A 25416-nucleotide genomic window follows, 5' to 3' on the forward strand; every position below is an offset into this window, starting at 1 on the left:
CTCAGCGAATCGAGAACCGCAGCGGCGAGGACACCGACAGGTCTGCGAGCAGCCGGTCACAGATCACCACCGGCGAGACGCCCGCCCGGGCCATCCGCGCGACCAGGGCCAACCGCCGCTCGCAACTGTCCCACTCCACGGTCAGCGGCCCGCGCCCAGGGCCCGCGTCGACCGTGGCCATCGCCCGCGGCGGGCCGCCCGGCGTGGGCTCCTCGCTGATCTTCAGCACCATGCCGCGCTGCCAGGCCCGATAGGTGTCCATATCGGCGCCGGCCACCAGCTTGTCGGTCGCGGCGCACAGCCCCTCGGCGATGCCGTCGGCGAAGGCGACCCGGTCGAAGCTCAGCTTGCGGCAGCGCCGCACCACTTCCAGCAGATCGGCCCGCACCTCGCACAGCAGCGCGGTGCGTTTGCGGCGGCGCAGCAGCGTCTCCGACTCGTCACCGGGCGGCTGCCGCACCAGGCCGATGCGTTGCGCGCGCACCCGGTCGCGGGTCATGTCGGAACGCAGGGCGCCGCGCGGATCGCGCGCGACATCGTCCTCGTTCACCGAATGCGCCTCGAGGATCTGGGCGGCACGCATCGCCGTCGCGCATTCGGAGGTGTGCTCGAGCAGTTCGGCGCCCAGGGTCAGCGCGGCCAGCACGACGCTGTCCAGCCGCCGCCGAGCCAGCACCACTTCGCGCACCAGCTCGAGTTCTTCGTTGTCTTCCTGACGACGATCCAGTCCCATGAATGGTGGTCCCTTCGCAGAATTAGGAACCGGCCTCACTCAGGATTGCACAACTGGGGCAGGTCGGCGCCACCGAATTTCGGCAGCGCCGAGGCAACACGGCACGTCAGGAACGAATCGCCGAAACGCTAGGCGCGCTGGCTGCTCACCGAGACCACCTCGCCGGTCAGGTACGAGGTGTAGTCGCTGGCGAGCATGGCGATGGTGGCCGCCACCTCCCACGGCTCGGCCGCGCGCCCGAACGCCTCGCCGGCCGCCAGCCGGTCCAGCAGGTCGGCCGAGGTGACCTTGTCGAGGAAGGGGTGCCGGGCGATGCTCGGCGCGACCGCGTTGATGCGCACGCCGAGTGCCGCGGCCTCGACCGCGCTGCACCGGGTCAGCGCCATCACGCCCGCCTTGGCGGCGGCGTAGTGCGCCTGGCCGTGCTGGGCGCGCCAGCCGAGCACGCTGGCGTTGTTGACGATGACGCCGCCGTGGCCCGCGTCGCGAAAGTACTTGAGCGCGGCGCGAGTACAGCGGAAGGTGCCGTTGAGGGTGATGTCGAGGACGCGGTCCCACTGCTCGTCGGTCATGTCGACCACCGGTGTCTCGCCGCCCAATCCGGCGTTGTTCACCAGAATGTCGATGCGGCCCAGGCGTTCCGCGGCCGTGCCGATCAAGGCGTCGACCTGCTCGGTGCTGGTTACGTCGCAGACCGCCGCGGCCACCCGGCGGTCCGGGTAGGCCGCGGCCAGTTCCTCCTCGGTCTGCTTCAGGCGGCGCTCGTGCCAGTCGGAGACGACGACGTCGGCGCCCTCGTCGAGCAGGCGCCGGGCGGTCGCCGAGCCGATCCCGGTGCCGGCGGCGGCGGTCACCACCGCGGTGCGGCCGGCGAGCAGGCCGTGGCCGGAAACCGGCTGGGGCGCAACGGAAAGGTCTGTCACGGAATGGTCCTTCCTATCGGGCCTCACGCGGCAGACCGAGCACGCGTTCGGAGATGATGTTGCGCTGCACCTCGTTGGAGCCGCCGTAGATGGTGTCGGCGCGGCTGAACAGGAACAGGCGCTGCCATTCGGTCAGGTCGTCGGGCAGGGCGATCAGGCCGGGCGCGCCCAGCACGTCCATGGCGAGTTCGCCGAGGCCGCGATGCCAGTTGGCCCACAACAGCTTCGACACCGACGCCTGTCCGGCCGCGGTGCGCGCGTCGACGGTGTCGTGTGCCGATTCGAGGGTGCGCAACGCGTGCGCGCGCAGCACCCGCAGGCCGACCCAGGCCTGGTCGATCCGTTCGGCGAGCACCGGATCGTCCAGTGCGCCACTGTCTTTCGCCACGGCCTCCAGATCGGCCAGTTCGCGGGCGAACCGGATCTGCTGGCCTACGGTGGAGATGCCGCGCTCGAAGGTCAAGGTGCCCATCGCGACCCGCCACCCGTCGCCGGGTTCGCCGACCACCAGGTCGGCCGAGGTGCGGGCGTCGTCGAAGAAGACCTCGTTGAATTCGGCGGTGCCGGTGAGCTGGATGATCGGGCGCACCTCGATACCGGGCTGGTTCATCGGCACCAAGAGGTAGGACAAACCCTGGTGCCGCGACGAGCCGGGCTCGGTGCGGCAGATCGCGAAGCACCAGTCGGCCACGTGGGCCAGCGAGGTCCAGATCTTCTGCCCGTTGATCTTCCACTCGTCGCCGTCGCGCCGCGCCGACGTGGTCACGGCCGCCAGGTCGGACCCCGCGCCCGGCTCGGAATAGCCCTGGCACCACAGCTCGGTGACGGTCTTGATGCCGGGCAGGAAGCGCCGCTTCTGCTCCTCGGTACCGAAGGCCAGCAGCGTCGGGCCGAGCAGTTCCTCGCCCAGGTGCGAGACCCGGCTCGGCGCGTCGGCCTTGGCGTACTCCTCGTGGAAGATCACCTGCTGGCGCAGCGTGGCATCGCGGCCGCCGTACTGTTGCGGCCAGCCCAGGCAGGTCCACCCCGCCGCGGCCAGGTGGCGATCCCACGCCAACCGCTCGTCGAACGCCTCGTGCTCGCGACCGGGACCACCCAGCCCGCGCAGCTCGCGAAACTCCCCGTTCAGGTTCTCGGCCAGCCATTCGCGCACGTCGGCGCGGAATTCGGCATCCTGGGAGGACTCCGCGGCGGCGCCCGAATCGTGGGTCTGGATCACACTCACTCCGGTAGAGTAACCTACCAAGCACTTGCTTTGTAGACCGACAGATTTCCGACTTCGCGGCACGCCGCGGGAGGACGCCCGTGACAACCCCTGCGCAGACCACACCCCTCGCCCTGCACGAGGCGGCCCGCCGGTACGGCGACGCGACCGCCGTCAGCGACGGCGACGTGCAGCTGAGCTGGACCCAGCTGCTCGACGCGGTCCGGCGCACGGCCGGGGCGCTGATCGCCCGCGGCGTCGCGCCGGGCGATCGGGTCGCCATCTGGGCGCCCAACACCTTCCACTGGGTGGTCGCGGCGCTGGCCACGCACTACGCCGGGGCGGCGCTGGTGCCGCTGAACACCCGCTACGTCGCGGACGAGGCCGCCGACGTGCTGCAGCGCGTGCGCGCCAAGGCGCTGTTCGTCACGGGGCTGTTCCTGGGCCGGGATCGTGCGGCCGAGTTGCGTTCCGCCGCACCGGGTCTGGCGATCGAGACGGTGATCGTCATCCCGGGGGACGAGACCACTCCCGTCGGGGATACGGGTTCCGACGCCGTTGTCGTCCACTGGGCGGAGCTGGACGGCCTCGCGGCGCAGGTGCCGACCGAGGACGTGATCGCGCGCGGGGAAAGCGTTGGCCCCGAGGACATCTCGGACATCCTGTTCACCTCCGGCACGACCGGGCGCAGCAAGGGCACGCTGGTGGCGCACCGGCAGGCCCTGGACGTGGTGCGCGCGTGGGTCGAGCGCGCCACGCTCGACAGCTCGGACCGCTACCTGGTGATCCCGCCGTTCTTCCACAACTTCGGCTACAAGGCGGCCATGCTGGCCTGCGTGGTCACCGGCGCGACGATCGTGCCGCAGGCCACCTTCGACGTGCCGGAGACCATGCGGCTGGTGCAGGAGCAGCGCATCACCGTGCTGACCGGGCCGCCGACCATCTACCAGACCATCCTGGACCACCCGGCCCGCGCCGATTCCGACCTGAGCAGCCTGCGGGTCGCGGTCACCGGCGCGGCGACCGTACCGGTGGTGCTGATCGAAAGAATGCGCGGCGAACTGAAATTCGATGTGGTGGTGACCGCGTACGGCCTGTCGGAGTCGGCCGGCTTCGGCACCATGTGCCGGCCCGACGACGACGCCGAGACCATCGCCAACACCTCCGGCGGCCCGATCGCCGGATTCGAACTGCGCATCGGCGACAACGGCGAGGTGCTGCTGCGCGGCCCGAACGTCATGCTCGGCTACCTCGACGATCCGGAGAACACCGCCAAGACCATCGACGCCGACGGCTGGCTGCACACCGGCGACGTCGGCGTGCTCGACGACCGCGGCTACCTGAAGATCACCGACCGGCTCAAGGACATGTACATCGCGGGCGGCTTCAACGTCTATCCGGCCGAGGTGGAACAGGCCCTGGCCCGCCTCGACGGCGTCGCGGAATCCGCCGTGATCGGCGTGCCCGACGAGCGGATGGGCGAGGTGGGCAAGGCCTACATCGTCCGCCGCGCGGGCACCACCCTGACCGAGAGCGACGTAATCGACCACGCCAAGCGCACTTTGGCGAATTTCAAGGTGCCGCGCTACGTCGAGTTTCGTGACGCGCTGCCCTACAGCGCCGCCGGGAAGGTGCTCAAACGGCAACTACGGGAGGAGATTTCGTGACCACCGAGGTAGTCACCTACGAGCGGCACGGATCGGCCGCGATCGTCACGATGAACCGGCCGCAGTACCGCAACGCGCAGAACTCGGTGATGACCTACGCGCTCGACGCCGCCTTCACGCGCGCCGTCGAGGACGCCGAGGTGAAGACGATCCTGTTGGCGGGCAACGGAGATCACTTCTCCGCCGGCCACGACATCGGCACGCCCGAGCGCGACCATCACGTGCGCTACGACAACAAGGCCGCGCTGTGGTGGGACCATGTCGACCGGGTCGGCGGCGACCAGCGCTACGCCCGCGAGTCCGAGGTGTACCTGGGCATGTGCCGTCGCTGGCGGGAGATCCCCAAGCCCACCATCGCGGTGGTGCAGGGCGCCTGCATCGCCGGGGCGCTGATGCTGGCGTGGTCGTGCGATCTGATCGTCGCCGCCGACGACGCCTTCTTCTCCGATCCCGTGGTGCGCATGGGCATTCCGGGCGTGGAGTACTTCGCGCATCCGTGGATGCTCGGCCCGCGCCGCGCCAAGGAGATGTTGTTCACCGGCGACCGGTTCAGCGCCGCCCAGGCCTACGAGTGGGGCATGGTCAACCGGGTGGTGCCGCGCGCGGAACTGCGCGCGCACGCCCTCGAGCTGGCCGAGAAGATCGCGGCCATGCCGCAGTTCGGCCTGGCGCTGACCAAGAAGGCCGTCAACCAGTGCGAGGACCTGATGGGCATGCGCGCGGGCATGGATTCGGTGTTCGGGCTGCACCATTTCGCGCACGCGCACAACGCCGAGGTGGGCGCCGACTCGCTGGGCGGCATGAATGTCGAGTCGATGAAGGCGAGCGCCGCGGCGCGCGCGACCGAGCAGAACGGGGCGAAGTAGATGGATCTCGATTACGACTCCGCGGTGGAGGATTTCCGGCTCGAGGTCCGGGAGTTCCTGCGCGCCAACGTGCCCGCCGCGCCTCTCCCCTCGATGGACACCCGGGCGGGGTTCGAGGCGCATCGCGCGTGGGAGCGCACGCTCGCCGAGGCGCGGCTGTCGGTGGTGTCGTGGCCGCGCGAGCACGGCGGCCGCGACGCGTCGCTGCTGGAGTGGGTGCTGTTCGAGGAGGAGTACTACGCCGCGGGCGCGCCCGGGCGGGTGAGCCAGAACGGCATCTTCCTGCTGGCGCCGACGCTGTTCGAACACGGTTCGCCCGAACAACTGCAACGGATCCTGCCGCGCATGGCCCGTGGCGACGACATCTGGGCGCAGGCGTGGTCGGAGCCGGAGGCCGGCAGCGACCTGGCGGGCATCCGGTCCACCGCCCGCCGCGCCAACGGCGGCTGGGTCCTCAACGGGCAGAAGACCTGGAGTTCCCGTGCGGCGTACGCGGATTGGGCCTTCGGGCTGTTCCGCAGCGATCCCGAGGCCGAGCGGCACCGCGGGCTCACCTACGTGATGTTCCCGCTGTCCGCCGACGGCGTGACCGTCCGACCCATCCCGCAGCTCGACGGCGAGCCCGGTTTCGCGGAGATCTTCCTGGACAACGTGTTCGTCCCGGACCGCGACGTGATCGGCACCCCGCACGAGGGCTGGCGGGTCGCGATGAGCACGTCGAGCAACGAGCGCGGGCTGTCGCTGCGCAGCCCGGGACGGTTCAACGCGACGGCGCGGCGGCTGATCGGACTGTGGCGCGAGACGGCCGACGCGAGCGACACCGAGGCGCGTAATCGGGTGGTGGACGCCTGGGTCGGCGCCGAGGCCTACCGCCTGAACACCCTGGCGACGGTCACCCGGCTGTCCGAGGGCGGCAAGCTCGGCGCGGAATCCTCGGTGAACAAGGTGTTCTGGTCCGATCTCGACATCGCGATGCACGAGACCGCGCTGGACCTGCTGGGCCCGGCCGCCGAGCAGAGCGGCGCCTGGACCGACGGCTACCTGTTCTCGCTGGCCGGCCCGATCTACGCGGGCACCAACGAGATTCAGCGCAACATCATCGCCGAACGCCTGCTCGGGCTGCCGCGGTAGGGAACAGACTTATGCACGCACAGATCGATGGGACCGCTCGATGAGATTCGCCCTCTCCCCCGAACAACGGGACTTCGCCGACAGCCTGCGCAAGATGTGCGATGCGGCCGGGACGCCCGGCATCATCCGTGCCTGGAGCGGCGGCGACCACCGCGGCGGCCGCGGGCTGATCCGCCAGCTCGCCGGCGCGGGCGCGCTCGGGCTGGCGGTCGACGAGGAGCACGGCGGCCTGGGCGCCGAGACGATCGACCTGGTGGTCGCCCTGCGCGAACTCGGCCGCGCGGCCGTGCCGGGGCCCCTGGTGGAGACCGCCGCCGTGATTCCCACACTGCTGCAAGCACTTCCGGGCACGGCGCTGGCGCGGCGGTGGCTGCCGGCCTTCGCCGACGGGCAGGCGCTGGGCACTCTCGCGCTCGCGCCGGACGCGCCCGCGGTCGACGCCGACACCGCCGAGGTGGTGCTGCTGGTCGACGGCGACCGGCTGTCGGTCGGCCACCGGGGACAGCACATCCGCTCGGTCGACGCGGCGCGGCGGCTGTTCACAGTGGTGCCGGATGACGTTGTCGCCGAAGGGGATACGGTGCGGGCCGCGGTGGACGCCGCCTTCGACGCCGGTGCGCTCGCGACGGCGGCGCAACTGCTCGGCGCGGGCCGCGCGCTGCTCGACACCAGCGTGGCCTACGTCAAGCAGCGCCACCAGTTCGGCAAGCCGATCGGGCAGTACCAGGCGATCAAGCACCACCTGGCGAACGCGCTGATCGGCCTGGAGATGGCCGAGCCCCTGCTGTACCGGGCCGCGCTCACCCTGGATTCGCCCGACCGCGCCCGCGACGTGTCGGCCGCCAAGCTGGCCTGCGCCGACGCCGCCTACCGCACCGCCCGCATCGCCCTGCAGGTACACGGCGCGATCGGCTACACCGCCGAATTCGACCTGTCCCTCTGGCTGACCAAGGTCACCGCCCTCCGGTCTGCCTGGGGCACAGCGGATTTCCATCGCGCCCGCATCGGCACGGCCCTGCGCGCGGAGTCGGGTGCGCCCGCGTGAGTAGCGAACGCCGTCCCGCCGCGCGGGCAGGAGGCGTCGTCGCGAGGCCGCAGCCGTTCGGGATCGACGCCCGAGACCACCGTCTCGGCACCTGCACGGGCGCAAGCGAACCACGCCGCACCGTGCACGGAAGACTCTGGCCCACAGCATGTTACGAGATGGGAATCGCGGGATGACCAGCCCAGCGGAGCTACAGGAACTCGCCACCACGGTGCGGGCCGTGCTGGCCAAGCACGGGGATCGGGACGCGCTGCGGCGGGCGATCGACACCGAGCGCGGTTACGACGAGCAGCTGTGGAAGCTGCTGTGCGAGCAGGTCGGCGTGGCCGCGCTCGCCGTCCCCGAGGAGTACGGCGGGATCGGCGCGGGACTCGGCGCGGCACTGGTGGTCGTCGAGGAACTCGGCCGCACCCTGCACGCGCCGCCGATGCTCGGTTCGGCGGTGCTCGGCACGCAGGCGCTGCTGCTGTCCGGCAACAGCGAGGCCTGCGCCCGGCTGCTGCCGGAGGTGGCGGAGGGCGCCCGCACCCTGGCGCTGTGCTGGGCGGGACCGCGCGGCTGGGACGAGTACGGCGTCCGGGCCGAGGGCGGAAAGCTCACCGGCACCGCGCATTACGTGCTCGACGGCGGCGTCGCCGACACACTGATCGTGCTCACGGCCGAGGGGCTCTACGAAATCGACGCCGCCACACCGGGAGTCGACCGCGCGGTGGCGCCGACGATGGACCCGACCCGCAAGCTCGCTCAGATCACCTTCACCGGGGCCGACGCCCGCGCGCTCGGCGGCGAGCCGACGACCGTGCCGGGACGGCTGCGCGACATCGCCTGGGCGGCGGTGGCGGCGGAACAGGTCGGCGCCGCAGACCAGTGCCTGCGGCTGACCGTCGACTACACCGGCTCGCGGGTCCAGTTCGGCCGTCCGATCGGCAGTTTCCAGGCGCTCAAGCACCGCATGGCCGACATGTACGTGCTGGTGGAGTCGGCGCGCTCGGTCGCCTACACCGCGATCGCCGGTCTCCCCGATCCGAGCGCGGCACCGGGCACGACCGCGGCCCCCGCCGACGCGGCACTGGACCTGGCCGCCGCCCGCATCCACTGCTCGCACGCCTTCGGCACGGTCGTCGGCGAAATGGTCCAGATGCACGGCGGCATCGCCATCACCTGGGAACACGAGGCACACCTGTTCTTCAAGCGCGCCCACGCCGACACCCAACTCTTCGGCACCCCACCCCGCCCGCTGGCCCGCCCGGCCTGACCCTTTCCACCCGCGCGCAGGATGAACGACGTCTTGCGCGCGGGGTGCTTCATCTCACGCCCGGATACATAGTTAGCCTATGTACATAGATAGTTAGTATATGTAAACTAAAGACTCGTGCAGTCGAGCCAACCCGTTCAGTCCGTGAGCCGAGAAGAACTCCTGGTCGACATCGTCGTCACCGCGAGCCGGCTCACGCGGCTGGCGGGCTCGTTCAGCGGGGACGTGCTGCCGCGCGCGATGGTGCGCGCGCTGTCGGTCCTCGACGAACACGGTCCGCTGCGGGTCAGCGAGTTCGCCCGGATCGACGGGTGTTCCCAGCCGTCGGCAACGGCGCTGATCGGCAGGCTGATCGCGGCGGGTCTGGCCGACCGCACCACCGATCCCGGCGACTCCAGAGCCGTGGTCGTCGAGCCGACGCCGGCGGGACGCGCCCGCTTGGCCGCGTCCCGCCGCGCGATCGGCACCGCCTTGTCACAGCGATTGCCCGGCTTCGAAGCCGCCCGCCTCGGCCCCCTCCACGACGGGCTGGACGAACTCCTCGAGGCCCTGAAATCGGCTGCGCATCGAGAAGATTCGATTCAGGAGCGTTGATGAGCACCACTCTCTCGCCGCGCGCCGCCACCGACGCGCCTGCCACCGCGAAATCCAAACAGCCGAAATCCGTGTGGGCCGTGGCCTTCGCCTCGGTGATCGCCTTCATGGGTATCGGCCTGGTCGATCCCATCCTCAAGCCGATCGGCGAGCAGCTGCACGCCTCGCCGTCCCAGGTGACGCTGCTGTTCACCAGTTACATGCTGGTCACCGGCGTGGCCATGCTGATCACCGGCGTCATCTCCAGCCGCTTCGGCGCGAAGAAGACGCTGCTCGCCGGGCTCGCCGTCATCGTGGTGTTCGCGGCGCTGGCCGGCAGTTCGAGCACCGTGGATCAGATCGTCGGGTTCCGGGCCGGGTGGGGTCTGGGCAACGCGCTGTTCATCGCGACCGCGCTGGCCACCATCGTGGGCGCGGCCACCGGCGGCGTCGCCCGGGCGATCATCCTGTACGAGGCCGCGCTGGGCATCGGCATCGCCGCGGGACCGCTGGTCGGCGGCTTCCTCGGCGGATTCAGCTGGCGCGCACCGTTCTTCGGGGTCTCGGTGCTGATGGCCGTCGCGTTCGTCGCGATCGTGGTGCTGCTGCCGCAGAGCCCGAAGCCGGCGCAGCGCACCTCGCTCGTCGCGCCGTTCAAGGCACTGCGCTTCCCCGGCCTGCTGCTGGTGAGCGTCACGGCGCTGCTGTACAACTACGGTTTCTTCACCCTGCTCGCCTACACCCCGTTCCCGCTGGACATGGGCACCTACGCGATCGGGTTCATCTTCTTCGGCTGGGGTCTGGCGCTCGCGCTGGCGTCGGTGGTGTTCGCGCCGCGGCTGCAACGCGCCTTCGGCACGGTCCGGATGATCGCGCTGGCCTTGGCGCTGTTCGCGGCGGATCTGGCCGTGATGGCGATCTGGGCCGACCACAAGCCGGTCCTGATCGTCGGCACCGTGCTCGCCGGCCTGTTCCTCGGCGTCAACAACACCCTGATCACCGAGGCCGTGATGATCTCGGCCCCCGTCGAGCGCTCCACCGCCTCGGCCGCCTACAGCTTCGTCCGCTTCGCCGGCGGCGCCGCCGCCCCGTACCTCGCGGGCAAACTGGGCGAACACCAAGTGTCCCTGCCCTTCTGGGTAGGCGCGGCCTGCACTGCCGCCGGCGTCCTGATCCTGCTCACCTTCCGCCGCGTCCTCGCCCACGTAGACGACCACGACCCGGCCGAACACAGCATCACCGAAGCCGAGGCCATCACCGTCGGCGACGACTGAACCCCAATCGCGTATCGAGAATGCCGGCCACGATTCGTGGTCGGCATTCTCAGTGCTTCAGGACCGGGACCTCGCGGATCGGTGGGGTTTTGCCGAAGCGGGCGCGGAGGGGGTAGGCGGCGGACGCTATCGCGACAGCGACGGCGGAGGAGACGAGTTGGGTGCGCATCGAGGACATGACGGCGGCGGAGATCAGGACCGCGCCGAGTACGGCGATGACGGCCCAGCTCAGGTAGGGGTAGAGCCACAGGCGGTAGGTGAGGGCGGCGGGGTCCTCGCGTTGCAGGCGGGCGCGTAGACGCAACTGGGAGAACATGATCGCGAGGTACAGGAAGGCCAGCAGCACGCCGATCGAGTTCACCAGGAAGGTGAAGACGCGGTCCGGGGAGATGTAGGACGCCACCACCGCGCACCACGCGGCGACCGTGCCGAGCAGCACCGCCCGCGCGGGGACGCCGCGGCGGTTCACCCGCACCAGAGCGGCGGGCGCGTCGCCGTCGCGGGTCAGCACGTACAGCATCCGCGAGGAGACGTAGATCGCCGAGTTCAGCACCGACAGCACCGCGGTCAGGATCACCACCTGCATCACCGTGCCCGCGGCCGGCACGCCCATGGTGTCCAGCGCGCTGACGAACGGACTGGTCAGGACCTTGGCGTCGTTCCACGGCAGGATCGTCACCACCAGCAGGATCGACGCCACGTAGAACAACCCGACCCGCCACAGCACGTTGCTGGTCGCGCGGGCCACCGCCTTGCCGGGTTCGGCGCTCTCGGCCGCCGCCAGCGTCACGATCTCGGTGCCGCCGAAGGCGAAGATCACCACCACGATCGCCGACAGCACCCCGTGCCAGCCGTTGGGCACGAATCCGCCGTGCCCGGTCAGATTGTCCAGTCCGCCATGGCCGTTCGGCCACAACCCGAGGATGTACAGCACGCCCAGAATCAGGAACACCACGATCGCGGCGACCTTGATGGAGGCGAACCAGAACTCGAACTCGCCGAACGAGCGCACCGAGACCAGGTTGACCGCGGTCATCACCACCAGCAGCGCGGCCGCCAGCACCCACTGCGGCAGGTCGACCCAGTTCGCGAGGATCGCCGCACCGGCCGTGGCCTCCGCGCCGACCAGGATCACGTACATGTACCAGTAGAGCCAGCCGACGGTGAACCCCGCGAAGGGCCCCAGCGCGATGCGCGCGTACTCGGCCAGCGACCCCGACACCGGCCGCGCCACCACCATCTCCCCGAGCGCGCGCAGCACGCACAGCACCAGCACACCGGCCGCCGCGTAGGACAGCACCGCCGCCGGGCCGGCGGTCCGGATCACCGAGCCGCTGCCCACGAACAGCCCCGCGCCCACCGCGCCGCCGATCGCGAGCATCGTCATGTGCCGACGGCGCAGGCCGGTGCGCAGACCCTCGCGCACCGCGCCGGTCGTCTCACTCATTGGTCACCTTCTGTTCGCCCGGAAGTTGCCGTGTCACCCTATCGACCCGGTAATGCGACGAGAACACGCAGGTGGCGCGGGTTGTCGCGGTACGGCCGACCGGGCTACTCGCCGGCGAGCAGGTCGTCGACCAGTTTCGGCAGCGCGGTGCCGATCGGTTCGCGCACCACCTCGGTGGCGAACGGGTCGTACGGGGTGGGCTCGGCATTGACGATGATCAGGTCGGCCCCGTTCTCGACGGCCAGCGCACACATCGACGCGGCCGGCTCCACCTGCAGGGAGGTACCGACGGCCAAGAAGATGTCGCTGGTGAGCGCGATCTCGCGGGCCTCGAGGACCGTGCCCGGGTCCAGTTGCTGCCCGAACATGATGGTGGCCGCCTTGAGGATGCCGCCGCAGACCGGGCACGGCGGGTCGGCCTCGCCCGCGGCCACCCGCTCCAGGGTGTCGGCCATCGTCGCGGTGAAATCGCAGCTCACGCAGACCACGTCGAACATGTTGCCGTGGATCTCCACCACGGTGTCCGGCGGCGAACCGGCCCGCTGGTGCAGGCGGTCGATGTTCTGGGTGATGATCCGGACGTCCCGCCCGTGCCCCAGCCGGGCCAGCGCGCGATGCGCGTCGTTGGGTTCGGCGCGCCAGGCCGGATTGTCGCGGCGGGCGAGCCAGGAACGTTGCCGCAGTTCGGGATCGGACACGTAGCTCTGGTAGGTGGACAGCAGTTCCGCGATCGGGTCCGTGGTCCACACGCCGCGCGGTCCGCGGAAATCCGGGATACCGGAGTCGGTGGAGATGCCCGCGCCGGTGAGCACACCGATCGAGCCGGTCCGTCGTCGCCACCCTGTCCTCATGCTCCCAGGTTAGGGCCGGGCCCGGACGATCGCTTTTGATACGCTCGTGTATCCGATCCCGTGGGGAGGAGCCCGGCGTGTCGACATCGCTCGAGACCGACGACCAACCTCCGGCGCGGCGGATGACCAAGCGCCGGGCCAAGACTCGGCAACGGCTGCTGGACGCGGCCTTCGAGGCCTTCGCGGACGAGGGTTTCGGGCGCTGCACCGTAGAGCAGATCTGCGAGCGTGCGGGCTTCACCCGCGGCGCCTTCTACTCCAACTTCACCTCGCTCGAGGAACTGTTCCTCGCGATGTGGGAGCAACGCTCGAGCCGGCTGCTACACGAGATGACCGCGGTGCTCGAGGACCAGGCCGAACCGCCCACCGGCCTCCGCGCAGACGTCGAGAGCACGACAGCACCCACCAATCTCCGCACGAACGCCGAGGACGAGACAGCACCCGCCCACCTCCGTACGAACCCCGAGGGCACCGCCACACCCGCCTACCTCCGCGCCAACGTCGAACGTGTGCTGGCGGCGGTTCCGTTGGACGAGAAGTGGTTTCGGATCACCTTCGAATTCACCGCCCACGCCCTGCGCAACCCGGCGCTGCGGCGGGTGATGGCCGCGCGCGAGCAGGCGATCGACGCCGCGCTGCGCCCCGTGCTGACGGAGCTGCTGGCGCGGGCGGGCCGCACGATCCCCGACCCCGCGGCGCTCGGCCGCGCCCTGGTCGCGGTACACGACGGCACCGCCACCCAATGCCTGATGGAACCGGACAGCGCGGCGGCCCGCCAGCAGCGCATCGACCTGTTCACCCATGTCGTGCTGGCCTACAGCGAAGCGCGCGAACAACATTCGTGAGCCACCCCCGAGAGGAGCCTGCCATGACCGACCGCCCCGCCCTGGCGGCCGCACTGGACCTGCAACCCCACCCCGAGGGCGGCTGGTTCCGCGAAACCTGGCGCAGCCCCGTCGAATTCGCCCCCGACGGCTACGACGGCCCGCGCTCAGCGGCAACCGCCATCCACTTCCTCCTACTACCCGGCGAGAAATCGGCCCCCCACACCGTCCGCTCGGACGAACTCTGGCTGTGGCACCGCGGCGGCCCCCTCCTCCTCGACATCGGCGGCGAGGAAATCCTCCTCGGCCCCGACATCGAACACGGGCAGCTTCTGCAAGCCGTGGTGCCGGGCGGCGTAAGCCAATCCGCCCGCCCCGCAACCGACAACTACGTCCTGGTCAGCTGCGTCGTCTCCCCCGGCTTCGACTTCGCCGACTTCCACCTCGACTGAGCTATTCAGCCACCCGCAGCACGCCCTCCTCCACGGCCTCATCAATCGCCCGCTCCAAACTCGGACAAGAATCGGGCCGCCCCGGCCCCCCGACCAATGCCTTGAAGACCGGGCAGTGGTCGGCGGGGTTCACCGTCCACTGCACCGACTTCTGGTGCGAACTGGCCTTGCGGACCAACACCTCGGTCCCGCAACTCCCACACGCGATCGGCGTCAGCCCGTCCTCGAGGTAGCGCTGCTTGTCGACGACCGTCTGGGCGCGCACCTGTTCCCGCCGTTCGGGACGGTCCGCGAAATCCGGTGCCTTCGCCCAGGTGGCCATCAGGCGGTCGCCTCCTGCTTGTCGCCGGCCTCTTCTTCGCGCTTGCGCCGCAGGTTCTCGGCGACCTCCGCCTCCCAGACCTCGTTGGCCTTGGTGGTGTCGACCTCGAACTCGAAGCGCTGCACCATCTTCGGGTCGATGTCGGCGACGTCGACGTAGAACTGCTCGTACCAGCGGCGCAGCTGGTAGACCGGACCGTCCTCCTCGCACAGCAGCGGGTTGTCGATCTTGGACTTGTGCTTCCAGATCTCCACGTCCTGCAGGAAGCCGACGCTGATGCCCTCGGTCATCTTCTTGGCCAGCTTGTCGGCCATCTCCCCCTCGACGCCCTTGGGCTTCTCCAGGGTGATGCCCCACTGCAGCACGAACGAGTCCTGCGTCACCGGGTAGTGGCAGTTGATCAGGACGCTGTTGACCTCGAACCCGCTGTAGATGTTGGTCAGCGGGTTGATCATGTACGACGGGCCGAAGTAGGACGCCTCCGACTTCAGCAGCGTGTCGCCGCCGTACTTGGAGGCCATGCCGATGTCCGGGCGCCCCTTCGTCTCCAGGTACTGCGTCGCGATGTGACCCTCGAAGACGTTCTTGAAGAAGGTCGGGAACGCGTAGTGGATGTAGAAGAAGTGCGCCATGTCGACGACGTTGTCGATGATCTCGCGGCAGTTGGCGCCCTCGATCAGCATCGACTCCCAGGTCCAGTCCGTCCAGCCGCTGTTGAGCTGGTCGGTGAAGTTGCCCTCGGCGTCGGTGTAGGGCCCCTTGATGTAGGGGATGTCGACCTCGGGCGGCGGCGGGTTGCCCTCGTGGTCCTGCCACACGAACAGCTGCCCGTTGCGCTCCATCGTGATCCACGAGCGGGTGCGGGCCAGCGGCGGCACGCGACGCGCGTACGGGATGGAGGTGCAGCGGCCGTTGCCGCCCCAGCGCCAGTCGTGGAACGGGCAGGCGATGGAGTCGCCCTTGATCTCGCCCATGCTCAGGTCGCCGCCCAGGTGCCGGCAGTAGGAGTCCAGCACCTTGATCTCGCCGTTGCTGTCGGCCCACACGACGAGCTTGGTGCCGAACGCCTGCACGGCGTGCGGCTTGCCGTCGCGGAACGGTGCGGCCAGCCCCAGGCAATGCCAGCCCCGCGCGTACCGGGTGGGCGCGGCCCCGACGTCGATCTCACGGACCTTCCCGCCCCGTGGTGGGGTTACTGCCATCGTGATCCCTCCTCTGAAGTACTAGAACACGTTACAAAATTGTCCGCATCGACGCCAGCTATTCCCTTGACTACCAGGCAAAGGGCATCCTTACGACTGGGCGGGTACCCGTTCTCGACAGGAATAAGAACGTGTTCTAGTCTCAAGACTAGTATCGGTCGCACCGGAGCAGGTCGACGGCCGATGAACCCGTTCCGATCGACCAGGCAGGAGCAGCCCCCGAGATGACGCGAGAAGTAACAGAGCGGGTCGAAGCGCTGTTGCCTACCCTGCGCGAACGCGCGCAGGAGGCAGAGGATCTACGCCGCATCCCCGACGAGACTATGAAGGCGCTGCAGGCCACCGGCTTCTTCCGTTTGGTGCAGCCGAAGCAGTGGGGCGGCTACGCCGCCGATCCGGTGATCTTCTACGACACCGTCCGCAAGATCGCCAGCGCGTGCGGCTCCACCGGCTGGGTGGCGGGCATCATCGGCATCCACAACTGGCACCTGGCGCTGTTCGACCAGCAGGCGCAGGAGGACGTCTGGGGCGAGGACACCGAGGTGCGGATCTCCTCGTCCTACGCGCCGATGGGCGCGGGCACCGTCACCGAGGGCGGTTACACCGTCAACGGCTCGTGGGCCTGGTCCTCGGGCTGCGAGCACGCCGACTGGGTGTTCGTCGGCGGCCCGGTGATCAAGGACGGCAAGCCGGTGGACTTCGGCAGCTTCCTGATCCCGCGCAGCGACTACCGCATCGACGACGTGTGGAATGTGGTGGGGCTCAAGGGCACCGGCTCCAACACCGTCGTCGTCGACAACGTGTTCGTGCCGCGGCACCGCTTCCTGTCGTTCCGCGCCATGAGCGAGCTGACCGCGCCGGGCCTCGCGCAGAACACCGACCCGGTCTACAAGATGCCGTGGGGCACAATCCATCCCACCACCATCTCGGCGCCGATCGTGGGCATGGCCTACGGCGCGCTGGAGGCGCACGTCGAGCACCAGGGCAAGCGCATCCGCGCCGCGTACGCCGGCGAGAAGGCCAAGGAGGATCCCTTCGCCAAGGTGCGGATCGCCGAGGCGGCCAGCGACATCGACGCCGCCTGGCGGCAGCTGTCGGGCAATGTGGCCGACGAGTACGCGCTGCTGGTGGCGGGCGAGGAGATCCCGTTCGACATCCGCGCGCGGGCCCGCCGCGACCAGGTGCGCGCGACCGGCCGGGCGATCACCTCGATCGACAAGCTGTTCGAGAGTTCGGGCGCCACGGCGCTGGCCAACGGCACTCCGCTGCAACGGTTCTGGCGCGACGCGCACGCCGGGCGGGTGCACGCCGCCAACGATCCCGAGCGCGCCTACGTCATGTACGGCACGCACGCCTTCGGGCTGCCGGTCACGGACGGGATGGTGTAGATGACCGCGGTCTCCGAGCTGACGTTCGAATCCACCTCCAAGTACGCGCAGGTGCGGCCGGATCTGAGGCTGCACTACCACGAGGCGGGTGTGGGCAACGGTCCGACGATCGTGCTGCTGCACGGCGGCGGGCCCGGCGCCTCTTCCTGGTCCAACTTCGCCCGCAACATCGACGTGCTGGCCCAGAACTTCCACGTGCTGGCCGTGGATCAGCCCGGTTTCGGCTTGTCGGACAAGCCGACCGAGCATCCGCAGTACTTCGTGCACAGTTCGTCGGCACTGAAGGATCTGCTCGACACCCTCGAGATCACCGATCGCGTGCACCTGCTGGGCAATTCGCTCGGCGGCGGCACGGCGGTGCGGTTCGCGCTCGACTACCCGGACCGCGCGGGCAAGCTCGTGCTGATGGGACCGGGCGGCCTGAGCACCAACCTGTTCGCGCCCGATCCCACCGAGGGCGTGAAGGCGCTCGGCAGGTTCAATGTCGAGCCGACTCGCGAGAATCTCGAAACATTCCTGCGCATCATGGTTTTCGACCAGAAGCTGATCACGCCGGAGTTGATCGAGGAGCGCTTCGCCTCGGCGTCGCAGCCGGAGTCGCTGGCGGCCACCCGCGCGATGGGCAAGTCGTTCGCCGCGGCCGACTTCGAGAAGGGCATGCTCTGGCGCGACGCCTACAAGCTGCGCCAGCCGGTACTGCTGATCTGGGGTCGCGAGGACCGGGTGAACCCGATCGACGGCGCGCTCGTGGCCTTGAAGACGATTCCGCGCGCGCAGCTGCACGTGTTCGGGCAGTGTGGGCACTGGGCGCAGCGCGAACGGTTCGACGAGTTCAACCGGCTCACAGTGGATTTCCTCACTCCGAAGGAGAAGTGACCATGGGTATTCGGGCGCTGGGATACATGCGCATCGAAGCCACCGACATGGCGGCCTGGCGTGAGTACGGGCTCAAGGTGCTGGGCATGATGGAGGGCGACGGGCCCGACAAGGAAGCCCTCTACCTGCGCATGGACGAGTTCGCGGCGCGGCTGGTGATCGTGCCGGGCGACAAGGACCGGCTGCTCGTCTCGGGCTGGGAGGTCGCCAACGCGCCGGAGCTGCAACAGCTTCGGGAGACGCTGTCGGCCGCCGGGGTGGCGTTCAAGGAGGCCACCAAGGACGAACTCGCCGACCGCCGCGTCGAGGGCATGATCCGATTCGAGGACCCCTCCGGCAACACCCTCGAGGCGTTCCACGGCATGCAGTACGTGGCCCGGCGGTTCGTCAGCCCGTACGGGCACAGGTTCGTCACCGAGGAGCAGGGCCTCGGCCACGTGGTGCTGACCTGCACCGACGATGCCGCGGCGCAGGAGTTCTACCAGGGCGTGCTGGGTTTCCGGCTGCGTGACTCGATGCGGCTGCCCCCGCAGCTGGTCGGCCGGCCCGCCGACGGCGACCCGGCCTGGCTGCGGTTCTACGGCTGCAACCCGCGCCACCACGCGCTGGCGTTCCTGCCGCTGCCGAACCCGACCGGCATCGTGCACCTGATGGTCGAGGTGGAGAACTCCGACGACGTCGGCCTCTGCCTGGATCGCGCGCTGCGGCGCAAGGTGAAGATGTCGGCCACCCTCGGCCGGCACATCAACGACAAGATGCTCTCGTTCTACATGAAGACGCCCGGCGGCTTCGACATCGAATTCGGTTGCGAGGGTCTGGAAGTCGAGGACGAGTCCTGGATCGCCCGGGAGTCGACCGCGGTCAGCCTGTGGGGCCACGACTTCAGCATCGGATTCAAGTAGCGAGTCAGGAGTACACGACATGACGGCGGACGGCGTGGCGGAATATCCGGAGATCGACGCACGGCAGTTCCGGAACGTGCTGGGGCAGTTCTGCACCGGCATCACGGTGATCACGACCCTCGGCGACGACGGCGCCCCGGTCGGATTCGCCTGCCAGTCCTTCGCCGCCCTGTCCCTCGAGCCGCCCCTGGTGCTGTTCTGCCCCACCAAGGGCTCGCGCACCTGGGCGGCCATCGAGCGGGCGGGCCGCTTCTGCGTGAACGTGCTCGCCGAGGAACAACAGCAGGTGTGCGCCCGCTTCGGCTCCCGCGAACCCGACAAGTTCGCCGGAATCGACTGGCGCCCTTCGGACCTGGAGCTGCCGCTCCTGGATGACGCCCTCGCCACGATCCAGTGCACAGTGTCGAGCGTCGTCGACGGCGGCGATCACCACATAGTGATCGGCCGAGTCCTGGCCCTGTCGGAGTCCACCGACTCCGGCAGGCCGCTGTTGTTCTACCGAGGCCAATACACCGCCATCGAGCCGGAGAAAACCGTCCCCGCCCCCTGGCGAGCCGACCTCGAACACTTCCTCACCACCACCACCCTCGACACCTGGTTGTAGGTGGCCGCAGCGACAAGGGCCGCACCGGAGTTCCGGTGCGGCCCTTGTCGTGTGCGCGTCAGGCGGGGGTGGATTGTTCGCGCTGGAGTTCCAGGGCGATGTCGATGAGTTGGTCTTCCTGGCCGCCGACGAGGTTGCGTCGGCCGGCTCGGACGAGCATTTCGGCGGCGGAGACGTTGTAGCGTTCGGCTTGGCGTTCGGCGTGTTTGAGGAAGCTGGAGTAGACGCCGGCGTAGCCCATCATGAGGGCCTGGCGGTCGAGGAGGCATTCCTGGGGCATGGCGGGGCGGACGACGTCTTCGGCGGCGTCGGCGATGGCGAAGAAGTCGATGCCGGTCTTGATGCCGAGTTTGTCGCAGACGCCGACGAAGGCCTCGACGGGGGTGTTGCCCGCGCCCGCGCCGAAACGCCTTGCGCTGCCGTCGATCTGCTTGGCGCCCGCGCGGACGGCGTAGATGGAGTTGGCGACCGCGAGGTCGAGGTTCTCGTGGCCGTGGAAGCCGACCTGGGCGTCGTCGCCGAGTTCGGCGACCACCGCGCCGATGCGATCGGAGACCTGCTCGAGCACCAGCGCGCCCGCGGAGTCGACCACGTAGACGCACTGGCAGCCCGCGTCGGCCATGATGCGGGCCTGCTTGGCCAGCACCTCCGGCGGCTGGGTGTGCGACATCATCAGGAAGCCGACGGTTTCCAGGCCGAGTTCGCGTGCGAGCCCGAAGTGCTGGATGGAGACGTCGGCCTCGGTGCAGTGCGTGGCGATGCGGACGATGGACGCGCCGTTGTCCTGGGAGACCTTGATGTCCTCCTTGACGCCGACGCCCGGCAGCATCAGCACCGCGATCTTGGCCTGCTTCGCGGTCTGCGCCGCGATCGTGACCAGTTCCTGCTCAGGGGTTTTCGAGAAACCGTAGTTGAACGACGAGCCGCCCAGGCCGTCGCCGTGGGTCACCTCGATCACCGGCACCCCGGAAGCGTCCAGGGCGGCGACGATGTCGCGCACCTCGGTCGCGGTGAACTGGTGCCGCTTGTGGTGCGACCCGTCGCGCAGCGAGGTGTCGGTGACCCGGATGTCGAGCGTGTTGCTGTACGGCTGTGCGTTGAAAGTCATTGTCCTAGCGCTCCTTACACGCGTGCCGAGACGATCTGGTCGGCGACGACCTCACCGACGCGGGTGGCCGCGGCCGTCATGATGTCCAGGTTGCCGGCGTAGGGCGGCAGGAAGTCGCCCGCGCCCTCCACCTCCACGAACACCGAAACCTTCGCCATGCCACCGGAAACCACCGACGGCTCGTCGAACTGCGGCTCGTTGAGCAGCCGGTAGCCGGGCACGTACTGCTGAATGTCGCTCACCATGCGGTGGATCGAGTCGGCGATGGCGGCGGTGTCGGCGTCCTCGGGGATCGCGCAGAAGATGGTGTCCCGCATGATCATCGGCGGCTCGGCCGGGTTCAGGATGATGATCGCCTTGCCGCGCCGCGCGCCGCCGATGGTCTCCACACCGCGACTGGTGGTCTTGGTGAACTCGTCGATATTGGCGCGCGTGCCGGGCCCGGCCGACACCGACGACACCGAGGCCACGATCTCGGCGTAGGGCACCTCGACGACCCGCGAGACGGCCGCGACGATCGGAATCGTCGCCTGCCCGCCGCAGGTGATCATGTTCACGTTCGGGGTGTCGAGGTTGTCGCCGAGGTTCACCGGCGGCACCACCGCGGGACCGACGGCGGCCGGCGTCAGGTCGATGGCCCGGATGCCCGCCGCCTCGTACTTGGGCGCGTACTCCCGATGCACATACGCGGACGTGGCCTCGAACAGCAGTTCCGGCTTCTCCGGCAGCGCCAGCAGCCAGTCCGCCCCCTCGTGCGAGGTCTCCAGGCCGAGCCCGGCGGCCCGCTTCAAGCCCTCGCTGTCCGGGTCGATGCCGATCATCCAGCGCGGCTCGATCTTCTCCGAGCGCAGCAGCTTGTAGAGCAGATCGGTGCTGATGTTGCCGGATCCCACGATCGCGGCAGTGACCTTTCGACTACTGCTCGCGGCTCCGCTGTTCCCATTCGCGGTCATGAACTCTCCCTAGCTGAAATTCAGTCGGACGGAACCGAGTCCGGCGAACTCGGCGTGGAAGGCGTCACCCGGGCGGGCGTCGATGGCGCGGGTGCAGGAACCGGGCAGCACGATGTCGCCGGCCTGCAGCCGCACCCCGAACGAGGCGACCTTGCGGGCCAGCCACGCCACCGCGATGGTGGGATCGCCGAGCACCGCGTCGCTGCGCCCCTCGGCGACGACCTCACCGTTGCGAGTGAGCCGGGCGTCGATCTTCCGGATGTCCAGCAGCCGCGGTTCCACCCGCTCCGGCCCGAGCACCCAGCCCGCCGACGAGGCGTTGTCGGCGATGGTGTCGCACAGCGCGATCTTCCATTCCTTGATGCGGGTGTCGATGAGTTCGATGGCGGGCGCGTAGGCGACGGTCGCGTCCAGCACGTCGGCCTCGGTGCACTCCGCGCCGGGCAGGTCCTTACCGAGCACGAAGCCGACCTCGACCTCCACGCGCGGGTACAGGTACTTCGACGTGTCCACGGGGACGTCCTCGAACACCTGCATCTCCCCCAGCAGATGCCCGTAGTCCGGCTCGTCGACGCCCATCATCTGCTGCATCGCCTTCGACGACAGCCCGACCTTGTGCCCGACGACCCGCGCGCCGCCGGCCAGCCGCTGCCGGATGTTGATCAGCTGGATCTCGTAGGCATCGACCACGTCGATGTCGGGATGCCGCGCGACCAGCGGGTCGATCGGCACCCGGTCACGCTCGGCGACCGCGAGCTCCGCGGCCAGTTCACTCCGTACCGCGTCGGACAGCACGCTTGTTCCTTCCACTGGGGGGCCGGGCCGGCAAGCAGGACAGAAACTGAAACGAGTTTTCCTGCGAAAACCGCCGTCAGCAGTACCGTCTGCCAGATCAATATAGACCGAACCAGGACCGATTCTATAACGTGTTCTACATGACTGATCGGGAATACGACGTGGTGGTGGTCGGCAGCGGTGCCGCCGGGATGACCGCCGCGCTCACCGCCGCTCACCACGGGCTGCGCGCGGTGATCATCGAAAAGGCCGCTCACTACGGCGGATCCACCGCGCGCTCCGGCGGCGGCGTGTGGATTCCCGGCAACAAGGCGCTCAAGGCGTCCGGGCGGCCCGACGACCGCGAGGACGCCCGCCGCTACCTGCACAACATCATCGGCGACGTGGTACCCAAGGAACGGATCGACACCTACATCGACCGCGGCGCGGAAGCCCTGGACTTCGTTCTCGATCACACGCCCCTGCAGCTCAAGTGGGTGCCGGGCTACTCCGACTACTACCCCGAGGCGGGCGGCGGCCTGGGCGCGGGACGTTCCTGCGAACCCAAGCCCTTCAACGCCAAGATCCTCGGCGAGGAGCGCTTCAACCTGGAGCCCCCGTACGCCAAGGCGCCGCTGAACGTCGTGGTCATGCAGGCCGACTTCGTGCGGCTGAACCTGATCCGCCGCCACCCGAAGGGCATGCTGCGGGCCATGCGCGTCGGCGCGCGCACCTACTGGGCGAAGTGGACCGGCAAGCACATCCTGGGCATGGGCCAGGCCATCATCGCCGCCATGCGCAAGGGCCTGATGGACGCGAACGTGCCGCTGCTGCTGAACACTCCGATGACCAAGCTGGTCGTCGAGAACGGCGTGGTCACCGGCGTCGAGGCGCTGGAGAACGGCAAGCCGGTCACCTTCACCGCGCGACACGGCGTGGTGCTGGGCGCGGGCGGTTTCGAGCACAACGCCGAGATGCGCACCAAGTACCAGCGCCAGCCCATCACCACCGAGTGGACCACCGGCGCGGCCGCCAACACCGGCGACGGGATCGTCGCGGGCATGGAGGCGGGCGGCGCGGTCGGCTTCATGGAGGACGCCTGGTGGGGGCCGACCATCTTCAAGAACGGCAAGCCCTGGTTCGCCCTGGCCGAACGCAACCTGCCCGGCGCCATCATGGTCAACACCGAGGGCAAGCGATTCGGGAACGAGTCCGCTCCTTACGTGGAGGCCGTGCACACCATGTACGGCGGCGAGTACGGGCAGGGCGAGGGTCCCGGCGAGAACATCCCGACCTGGCTGGTGTTCGACCAGCGCTACCGCAACCGCTACATCTTCGCCTCGTTGCAGCCCGGGCAGCGCATCCCGTCGCGCTGGATGGAGAACGACAACATCGTCAAGGCCGACACTATCGAGGAACTGGCCGGGCGGATCGGGGTTCCCGCGGAGAATCTGGCCGCGACCGTCGCGCGTTTCAACGGCTTCGCCGAGAAGGGCGTGGACGAGGACTTCGGCCGCGGCAACAGCCACTACGACCGCTACTACGGCGACCCGACGGTGAAGCCCAACCCGTGCCTGGCCGCGCTGGTGCAGGGCCCGTTCTACGCGGCCAGGATGGTCCCCGGCGACCTCGGCACCAAGGGCGGCCTGGTCGCCGACACCGCCGGCCGCGTGCTGCGCGAGGACGGCTCGGTGATCGAGGGCCTGTACGCCTCGGGCAACTGCTCGACCCCGGTCATGGGCCACACCTACGCCGGGCCGGGCGCGACCATCGGACCGGCGATCGCCTTCGGCTATCTGGCGGTGCTCGACATCGCCGAGCGCGCGAAGCGGCAAACGGCGACGACCGGCGCCGCGGGCGAGTAGTGATGGGAGACAGCGCCGCCGGAGCGGCGGCGCGGGGAGGCCTCGAGGAGAACAATGCCGATTGATCCGAAAGTCGCACTGGGCGCGGCACTTCCGACGCAGGAGTTCGCGTGGACCCCGTCGGACGTGCAGCTGTACCACCTGGGCCTGGGCGCGGGCGCCCGCTGGACCGACCCGGGTGAACTGCGCTATCTCGACGACCGCGAACCGCAGGTGCTACCGACGTTCGCGACCGTCGCGCACACCCTGCGGGTGACCGATCCGCCGAAGGTCAGCTTCCCGGGCGTGGAGATCGACCTGGCGAAGGTGGTGCACGCCAGTCAGGAAATCGTCACGCACCGGCCGATTCCGCCCTCGGGCAAGGCCACCGGCACGGGGCGCATCAGCGAGATCTGGGACAAGGGCTCGGCCGCGGTGATCGTGCAGGAGACCACGGTCACCGGCTCCGACGGCGACCCGCTGTGGACGGCGCGCTCGTCGATCTTCGCCAAGGGCGAGGGCGGGTTCGGCGGCGAGCGCGGGCCCAGCACCAAGTCCGAATTGCCGGACCGGGCACCGGATTTCGACGTCAACACGCCGACACTGCCGCAGCAGGCGCTGCTCTACCGCCTGTGCGGCGACCGCAATCCGCTGCACTCCGATCCCCAATTCGCCCGCGCGGCAGGGTTTCCCAACCCGATCCTGCACGGCCTGTGCACCTACGGCCTGGTCTGCAAGACGGCCACCGACACGGTGCTGAACTCGGATGCCGCGCGCGTCACGGGATTCCGCGGCCGCTTCGCGGGCGTGCTCTACCCCGGCGAAACCATCCGCTCGCGAATCTGGTTGGACAACAACGAGTTGACCATCGTCGCGACGGTCGTCGAACGCGAGAACGCGCCGGTGCTGGGCGACGTGAAACTCACGTTCACCGCCTGAGGACGACTCCGGGCTCGGGCGGTGTGAAACTTTCCACTGCCCGAGTCCGGGAACTCGGTTCCGGCGATGAGAGCCGGAGCCCCACCGCCTACGAATGCCCGGGCCTACCCATCCGCCGGATGACTGCCGCCGGGGCGGTCCACCGCGCCGGAAATGGTCACTCGGCGTCCGGGAATCCCGTCGCGAACAGGATGGCGATGGCGACGGAGCAGACGACGGCGATGATCGGAATAACCCACATACTCTCGACACTACAAGC

25 protein-coding genes are annotated in these 25416 nt (G+C 69.3%); 15 read left to right on the forward strand and 10 right to left on the reverse strand.

All coding sequences use genetic code 11. The features are described from left to right. Window position 1: 1 nt before the first annotated feature. From IU476_RS16680 to IU476_RS16690, 3 genes are all read right to left on the reverse strand, one after another. Complete coding sequence (locus tag IU476_RS16680; protein WP_195101175.1) at window positions 2–733, reverse strand: hypothetical protein; 732 nt, start codon at window positions 731–733, stop codon at window positions 2–4. Window positions 734–861: 128 nt separating this feature from the next. Beyond that, window positions 862–1656, reverse strand: a complete 795-nt coding sequence (locus tag IU476_RS16685; RefSeq protein WP_195101177.1) for an SDR family oxidoreductase — start codon at window positions 1654–1656, stop codon at window positions 862–864. A 13-nt stretch (window positions 1657–1669) separates the two neighbouring features. Beyond that, window positions 1670–2872, reverse strand: coding sequence for an acyl-CoA dehydrogenase family protein (locus IU476_RS16690; RefSeq protein ID WP_324194127.1), 1203 nt, complete (start codon window positions 2870–2872; stop codon window positions 1670–1672). Window positions 2873–2961: 89 nt separating this feature from the next. Here IU476_RS16690 and IU476_RS16695 point away from each other — a divergent pair, with 89 nt between their 5' ends. From IU476_RS16695 to IU476_RS16725, 7 genes are all read left to right on the forward strand, one after another. Beyond that, window positions 2962–4527: a FadD3 family acyl-CoA ligase gene (locus IU476_RS16695; protein ID WP_195101180.1), complete on the forward strand. Its 1566-nt coding sequence runs from the start codon at window positions 2962–2964 to the stop codon at window positions 4525–4527. After that, the gene (locus IU476_RS16700; RefSeq protein WP_195101181.1) at window positions 4524–5393 is read left to right on the forward strand and encodes an enoyl-CoA hydratase; all 870 of its coding nucleotides are present in this window, start codon (window positions 4524–4526) and stop codon (window positions 5391–5393) included. The genes IU476_RS16695 and IU476_RS16700 overlap by 4 nt, the downstream gene beginning before the upstream one ends. Continuing rightward, complete coding sequence (locus tag IU476_RS16705; RefSeq protein ID WP_195101182.1) at window positions 5394–6524, forward strand: acyl-CoA dehydrogenase family protein; 1131 nt, start codon at window positions 5394–5396, stop codon at window positions 6522–6524. Window positions 6525–6564: 40 nt separating this feature from the next. Next, the gene (locus IU476_RS16710) at window positions 6565–7569 is read left to right on the forward strand and encodes an acyl-CoA dehydrogenase family protein (protein ID WP_195101183.1); all 1005 of its coding nucleotides are present in this window, start codon (window positions 6565–6567) and stop codon (window positions 7567–7569) included. Window positions 7570–7741: 172 nt separating this feature from the next. After that, complete coding sequence (locus tag IU476_RS16715) at window positions 7742–8824, forward strand: acyl-CoA dehydrogenase family protein (RefSeq protein WP_195101184.1); 1083 nt, start codon at window positions 7742–7744, stop codon at window positions 8822–8824. Window positions 8825–8968: 144 nt separating this feature from the next. After that, window positions 8969–9418, forward strand: a complete 450-nt coding sequence (locus IU476_RS16720) for a MarR family winged helix-turn-helix transcriptional regulator (RefSeq protein WP_324194093.1) — start codon at window positions 8969–8971, stop codon at window positions 9416–9418. Next, complete coding sequence (locus IU476_RS16725; RefSeq protein ID WP_195101185.1) at window positions 9418–10671, forward strand: MFS transporter; 1254 nt, start codon at window positions 9418–9420, stop codon at window positions 10669–10671. Before IU476_RS16720 ends, IU476_RS16725 begins: the two co-directional genes overlap by 1 nt. 49 nt (window positions 10672–10720) lie before the next feature. Here IU476_RS16725 and IU476_RS16730 read toward each other — a convergent pair whose 3' ends face one another. Then, window positions 10721–12118 carry an amino acid permease gene (locus IU476_RS16730; RefSeq protein WP_195101187.1) on the reverse strand — a complete coding sequence of 466 codons (1398 nt, stop codon included), beginning with the start codon at window positions 12116–12118 and terminating at the stop codon, window positions 10721–10723. 104 nt (window positions 12119–12222) lie between these two features. Next, a complete protein-coding gene (locus IU476_RS16735; RefSeq protein ID WP_195101189.1) occupies window positions 12223–12969 on the reverse strand; it encodes an SIR2 family NAD-dependent protein deacylase in 747 nt (248 codons plus the stop codon). Between the two features lie 122 nt (window positions 12970–13091). Between IU476_RS16735 and IU476_RS16740 the strand changes: the two genes are divergently transcribed. Together IU476_RS16740 and IU476_RS16745 are read left to right on the forward strand one after the other, a co-directional pair. After that, window positions 13092–13814: a TetR family transcriptional regulator C-terminal domain-containing protein gene (locus tag IU476_RS16740; RefSeq protein ID WP_195101962.1), complete on the forward strand. Its 723-nt coding sequence runs from the start codon at window positions 13092–13094 to the stop codon at window positions 13812–13814. Between the two features lie 23 nt (window positions 13815–13837). After that, window positions 13838–14245: a cupin domain-containing protein gene (locus tag IU476_RS16745; RefSeq protein WP_195101191.1), complete on the forward strand. Its 408-nt coding sequence runs from the start codon at window positions 13838–13840 to the stop codon at window positions 14243–14245. A gap of 1 nt (window position 14246) precedes the next feature. On the opposite strand, the gene IU476_RS16750 is transcribed toward IU476_RS16745, so the two are convergent. Together IU476_RS16750 and IU476_RS16755 are read right to left on the reverse strand one after the other, a co-directional pair. Continuing rightward, window positions 14247–14567 (reverse strand): hypothetical protein, encoded by a 321-nt coding sequence (locus IU476_RS16750; protein ID WP_195101193.1) that lies wholly within the window; start codon window positions 14565–14567, stop codon window positions 14247–14249. Next, the gene (locus IU476_RS16755; protein WP_195101195.1) at window positions 14567–15769 is read right to left on the reverse strand and encodes a 3-ketosteroid-9-alpha-monooxygenase, oxygenase component; all 1203 of its coding nucleotides are present in this window, start codon (window positions 15767–15769) and stop codon (window positions 14567–14569) included. Before IU476_RS16755 ends, IU476_RS16750 begins: the two co-directional genes overlap by 1 nt. Window positions 15770–15993: 224 nt before the next feature. Here IU476_RS16755 and hsaA point away from each other — a divergent pair, with 224 nt between their 5' ends. Genes hsaA through hsaB form a run of 4 tightly spaced genes read left to right on the forward strand, consistent with a single transcriptional unit; the run spans window position 15994 to window position 19539 of the window. Continuing rightward, window positions 15994–17157 (forward strand): 3-hydroxy-9,10-secoandrosta-1,3,5(10)-triene-9,17-dione monooxygenase oxygenase subunit, encoded by a 1164-nt coding sequence (hsaA, locus tag IU476_RS16760; RefSeq protein ID WP_195101197.1) that lies wholly within the window; start codon window positions 15994–15996, stop codon window positions 17155–17157. Further along, window positions 17158–18033: a 4,5:9,10-diseco-3-hydroxy-5,9,17-trioxoandrosta-1(10),2-diene-4-oate hydrolase gene (gene hsaD / locus IU476_RS16765; protein WP_195101199.1), complete on the forward strand. Its 876-nt coding sequence runs from the start codon at window positions 17158–17160 to the stop codon at window positions 18031–18033. Window positions 18034–18035: 2 nt separating this feature from the next. Then, on the forward strand, window positions 18036–18935 hold the full coding sequence (gene hsaC, locus IU476_RS16770; RefSeq protein WP_195101201.1) for an iron-dependent extradiol dioxygenase HsaC: 900 nt from the start codon (window positions 18036–18038) through the stop codon (window positions 18933–18935). 19 nt (window positions 18936–18954) lie between these two features. Then, on the forward strand, window positions 18955–19539 hold the full coding sequence (hsaB, locus tag IU476_RS16775) for a 3-hydroxy-9,10-secoandrosta-1,3,5(10)-triene-9,17-dione monooxygenase reductase subunit (protein WP_195101203.1): 585 nt from the start codon (window positions 18955–18957) through the stop codon (window positions 19537–19539). 58 nt (window positions 19540–19597) lie between these two features. Here the strand turns inward: hsaB and dmpG are convergent, their stop codons facing one another. From dmpG to IU476_RS16790, 3 genes are read right to left on the reverse strand one after another with little or no spacing between them, the layout of a single operon-like run. Further along, on the reverse strand, window positions 19598–20647 hold the full coding sequence (dmpG, locus tag IU476_RS16780) for a 4-hydroxy-2-oxovalerate aldolase (protein WP_195101205.1): 1050 nt from the start codon (window positions 20645–20647) through the stop codon (window positions 19598–19600). 14 nt (window positions 20648–20661) lie between these two features. Further along, entirely contained in the window at window positions 20662–21600 is a 939-nt protein-coding gene (locus IU476_RS16785; protein ID WP_195101206.1) for an acetaldehyde dehydrogenase (acetylating), read from the reverse strand. A 9-nt stretch (window positions 21601–21609) separates the two neighbouring features. Further along, window positions 21610–22395: a 2-keto-4-pentenoate hydratase gene (locus IU476_RS16790; RefSeq protein WP_195101207.1), complete on the reverse strand. Its 786-nt coding sequence runs from the start codon at window positions 22393–22395 to the stop codon at window positions 21610–21612. A gap of 131 nt (window positions 22396–22526) precedes the next feature. Here IU476_RS16790 and kstD point away from each other — a divergent pair, with 131 nt between their 5' ends. Continuing rightward, window positions 22527–24239 (forward strand): 3-oxosteroid 1-dehydrogenase, encoded by a 1713-nt coding sequence (gene kstD, locus IU476_RS16795; RefSeq protein WP_438944023.1) that lies wholly within the window; start codon window positions 22527–22529, stop codon window positions 24237–24239. A gap of 54 nt (window positions 24240–24293) precedes the next feature. Continuing rightward, a complete protein-coding gene (gene chsH3 / locus IU476_RS16800) occupies window positions 24294–25157 on the forward strand; it encodes an enoyl-CoA hydratase ChsH3 (protein ID WP_195101209.1) in 864 nt (287 codons plus the stop codon). Window positions 25158–25416 lie beyond the last annotated feature (259 nt).

The organism is Nocardia blacklockiae, assembly GCF_015477355.1.
GTDB classification, from domain to species: domain Bacteria; phylum Actinomycetota; class Actinomycetes; order Mycobacteriales; family Mycobacteriaceae; genus Nocardia; species Nocardia blacklockiae.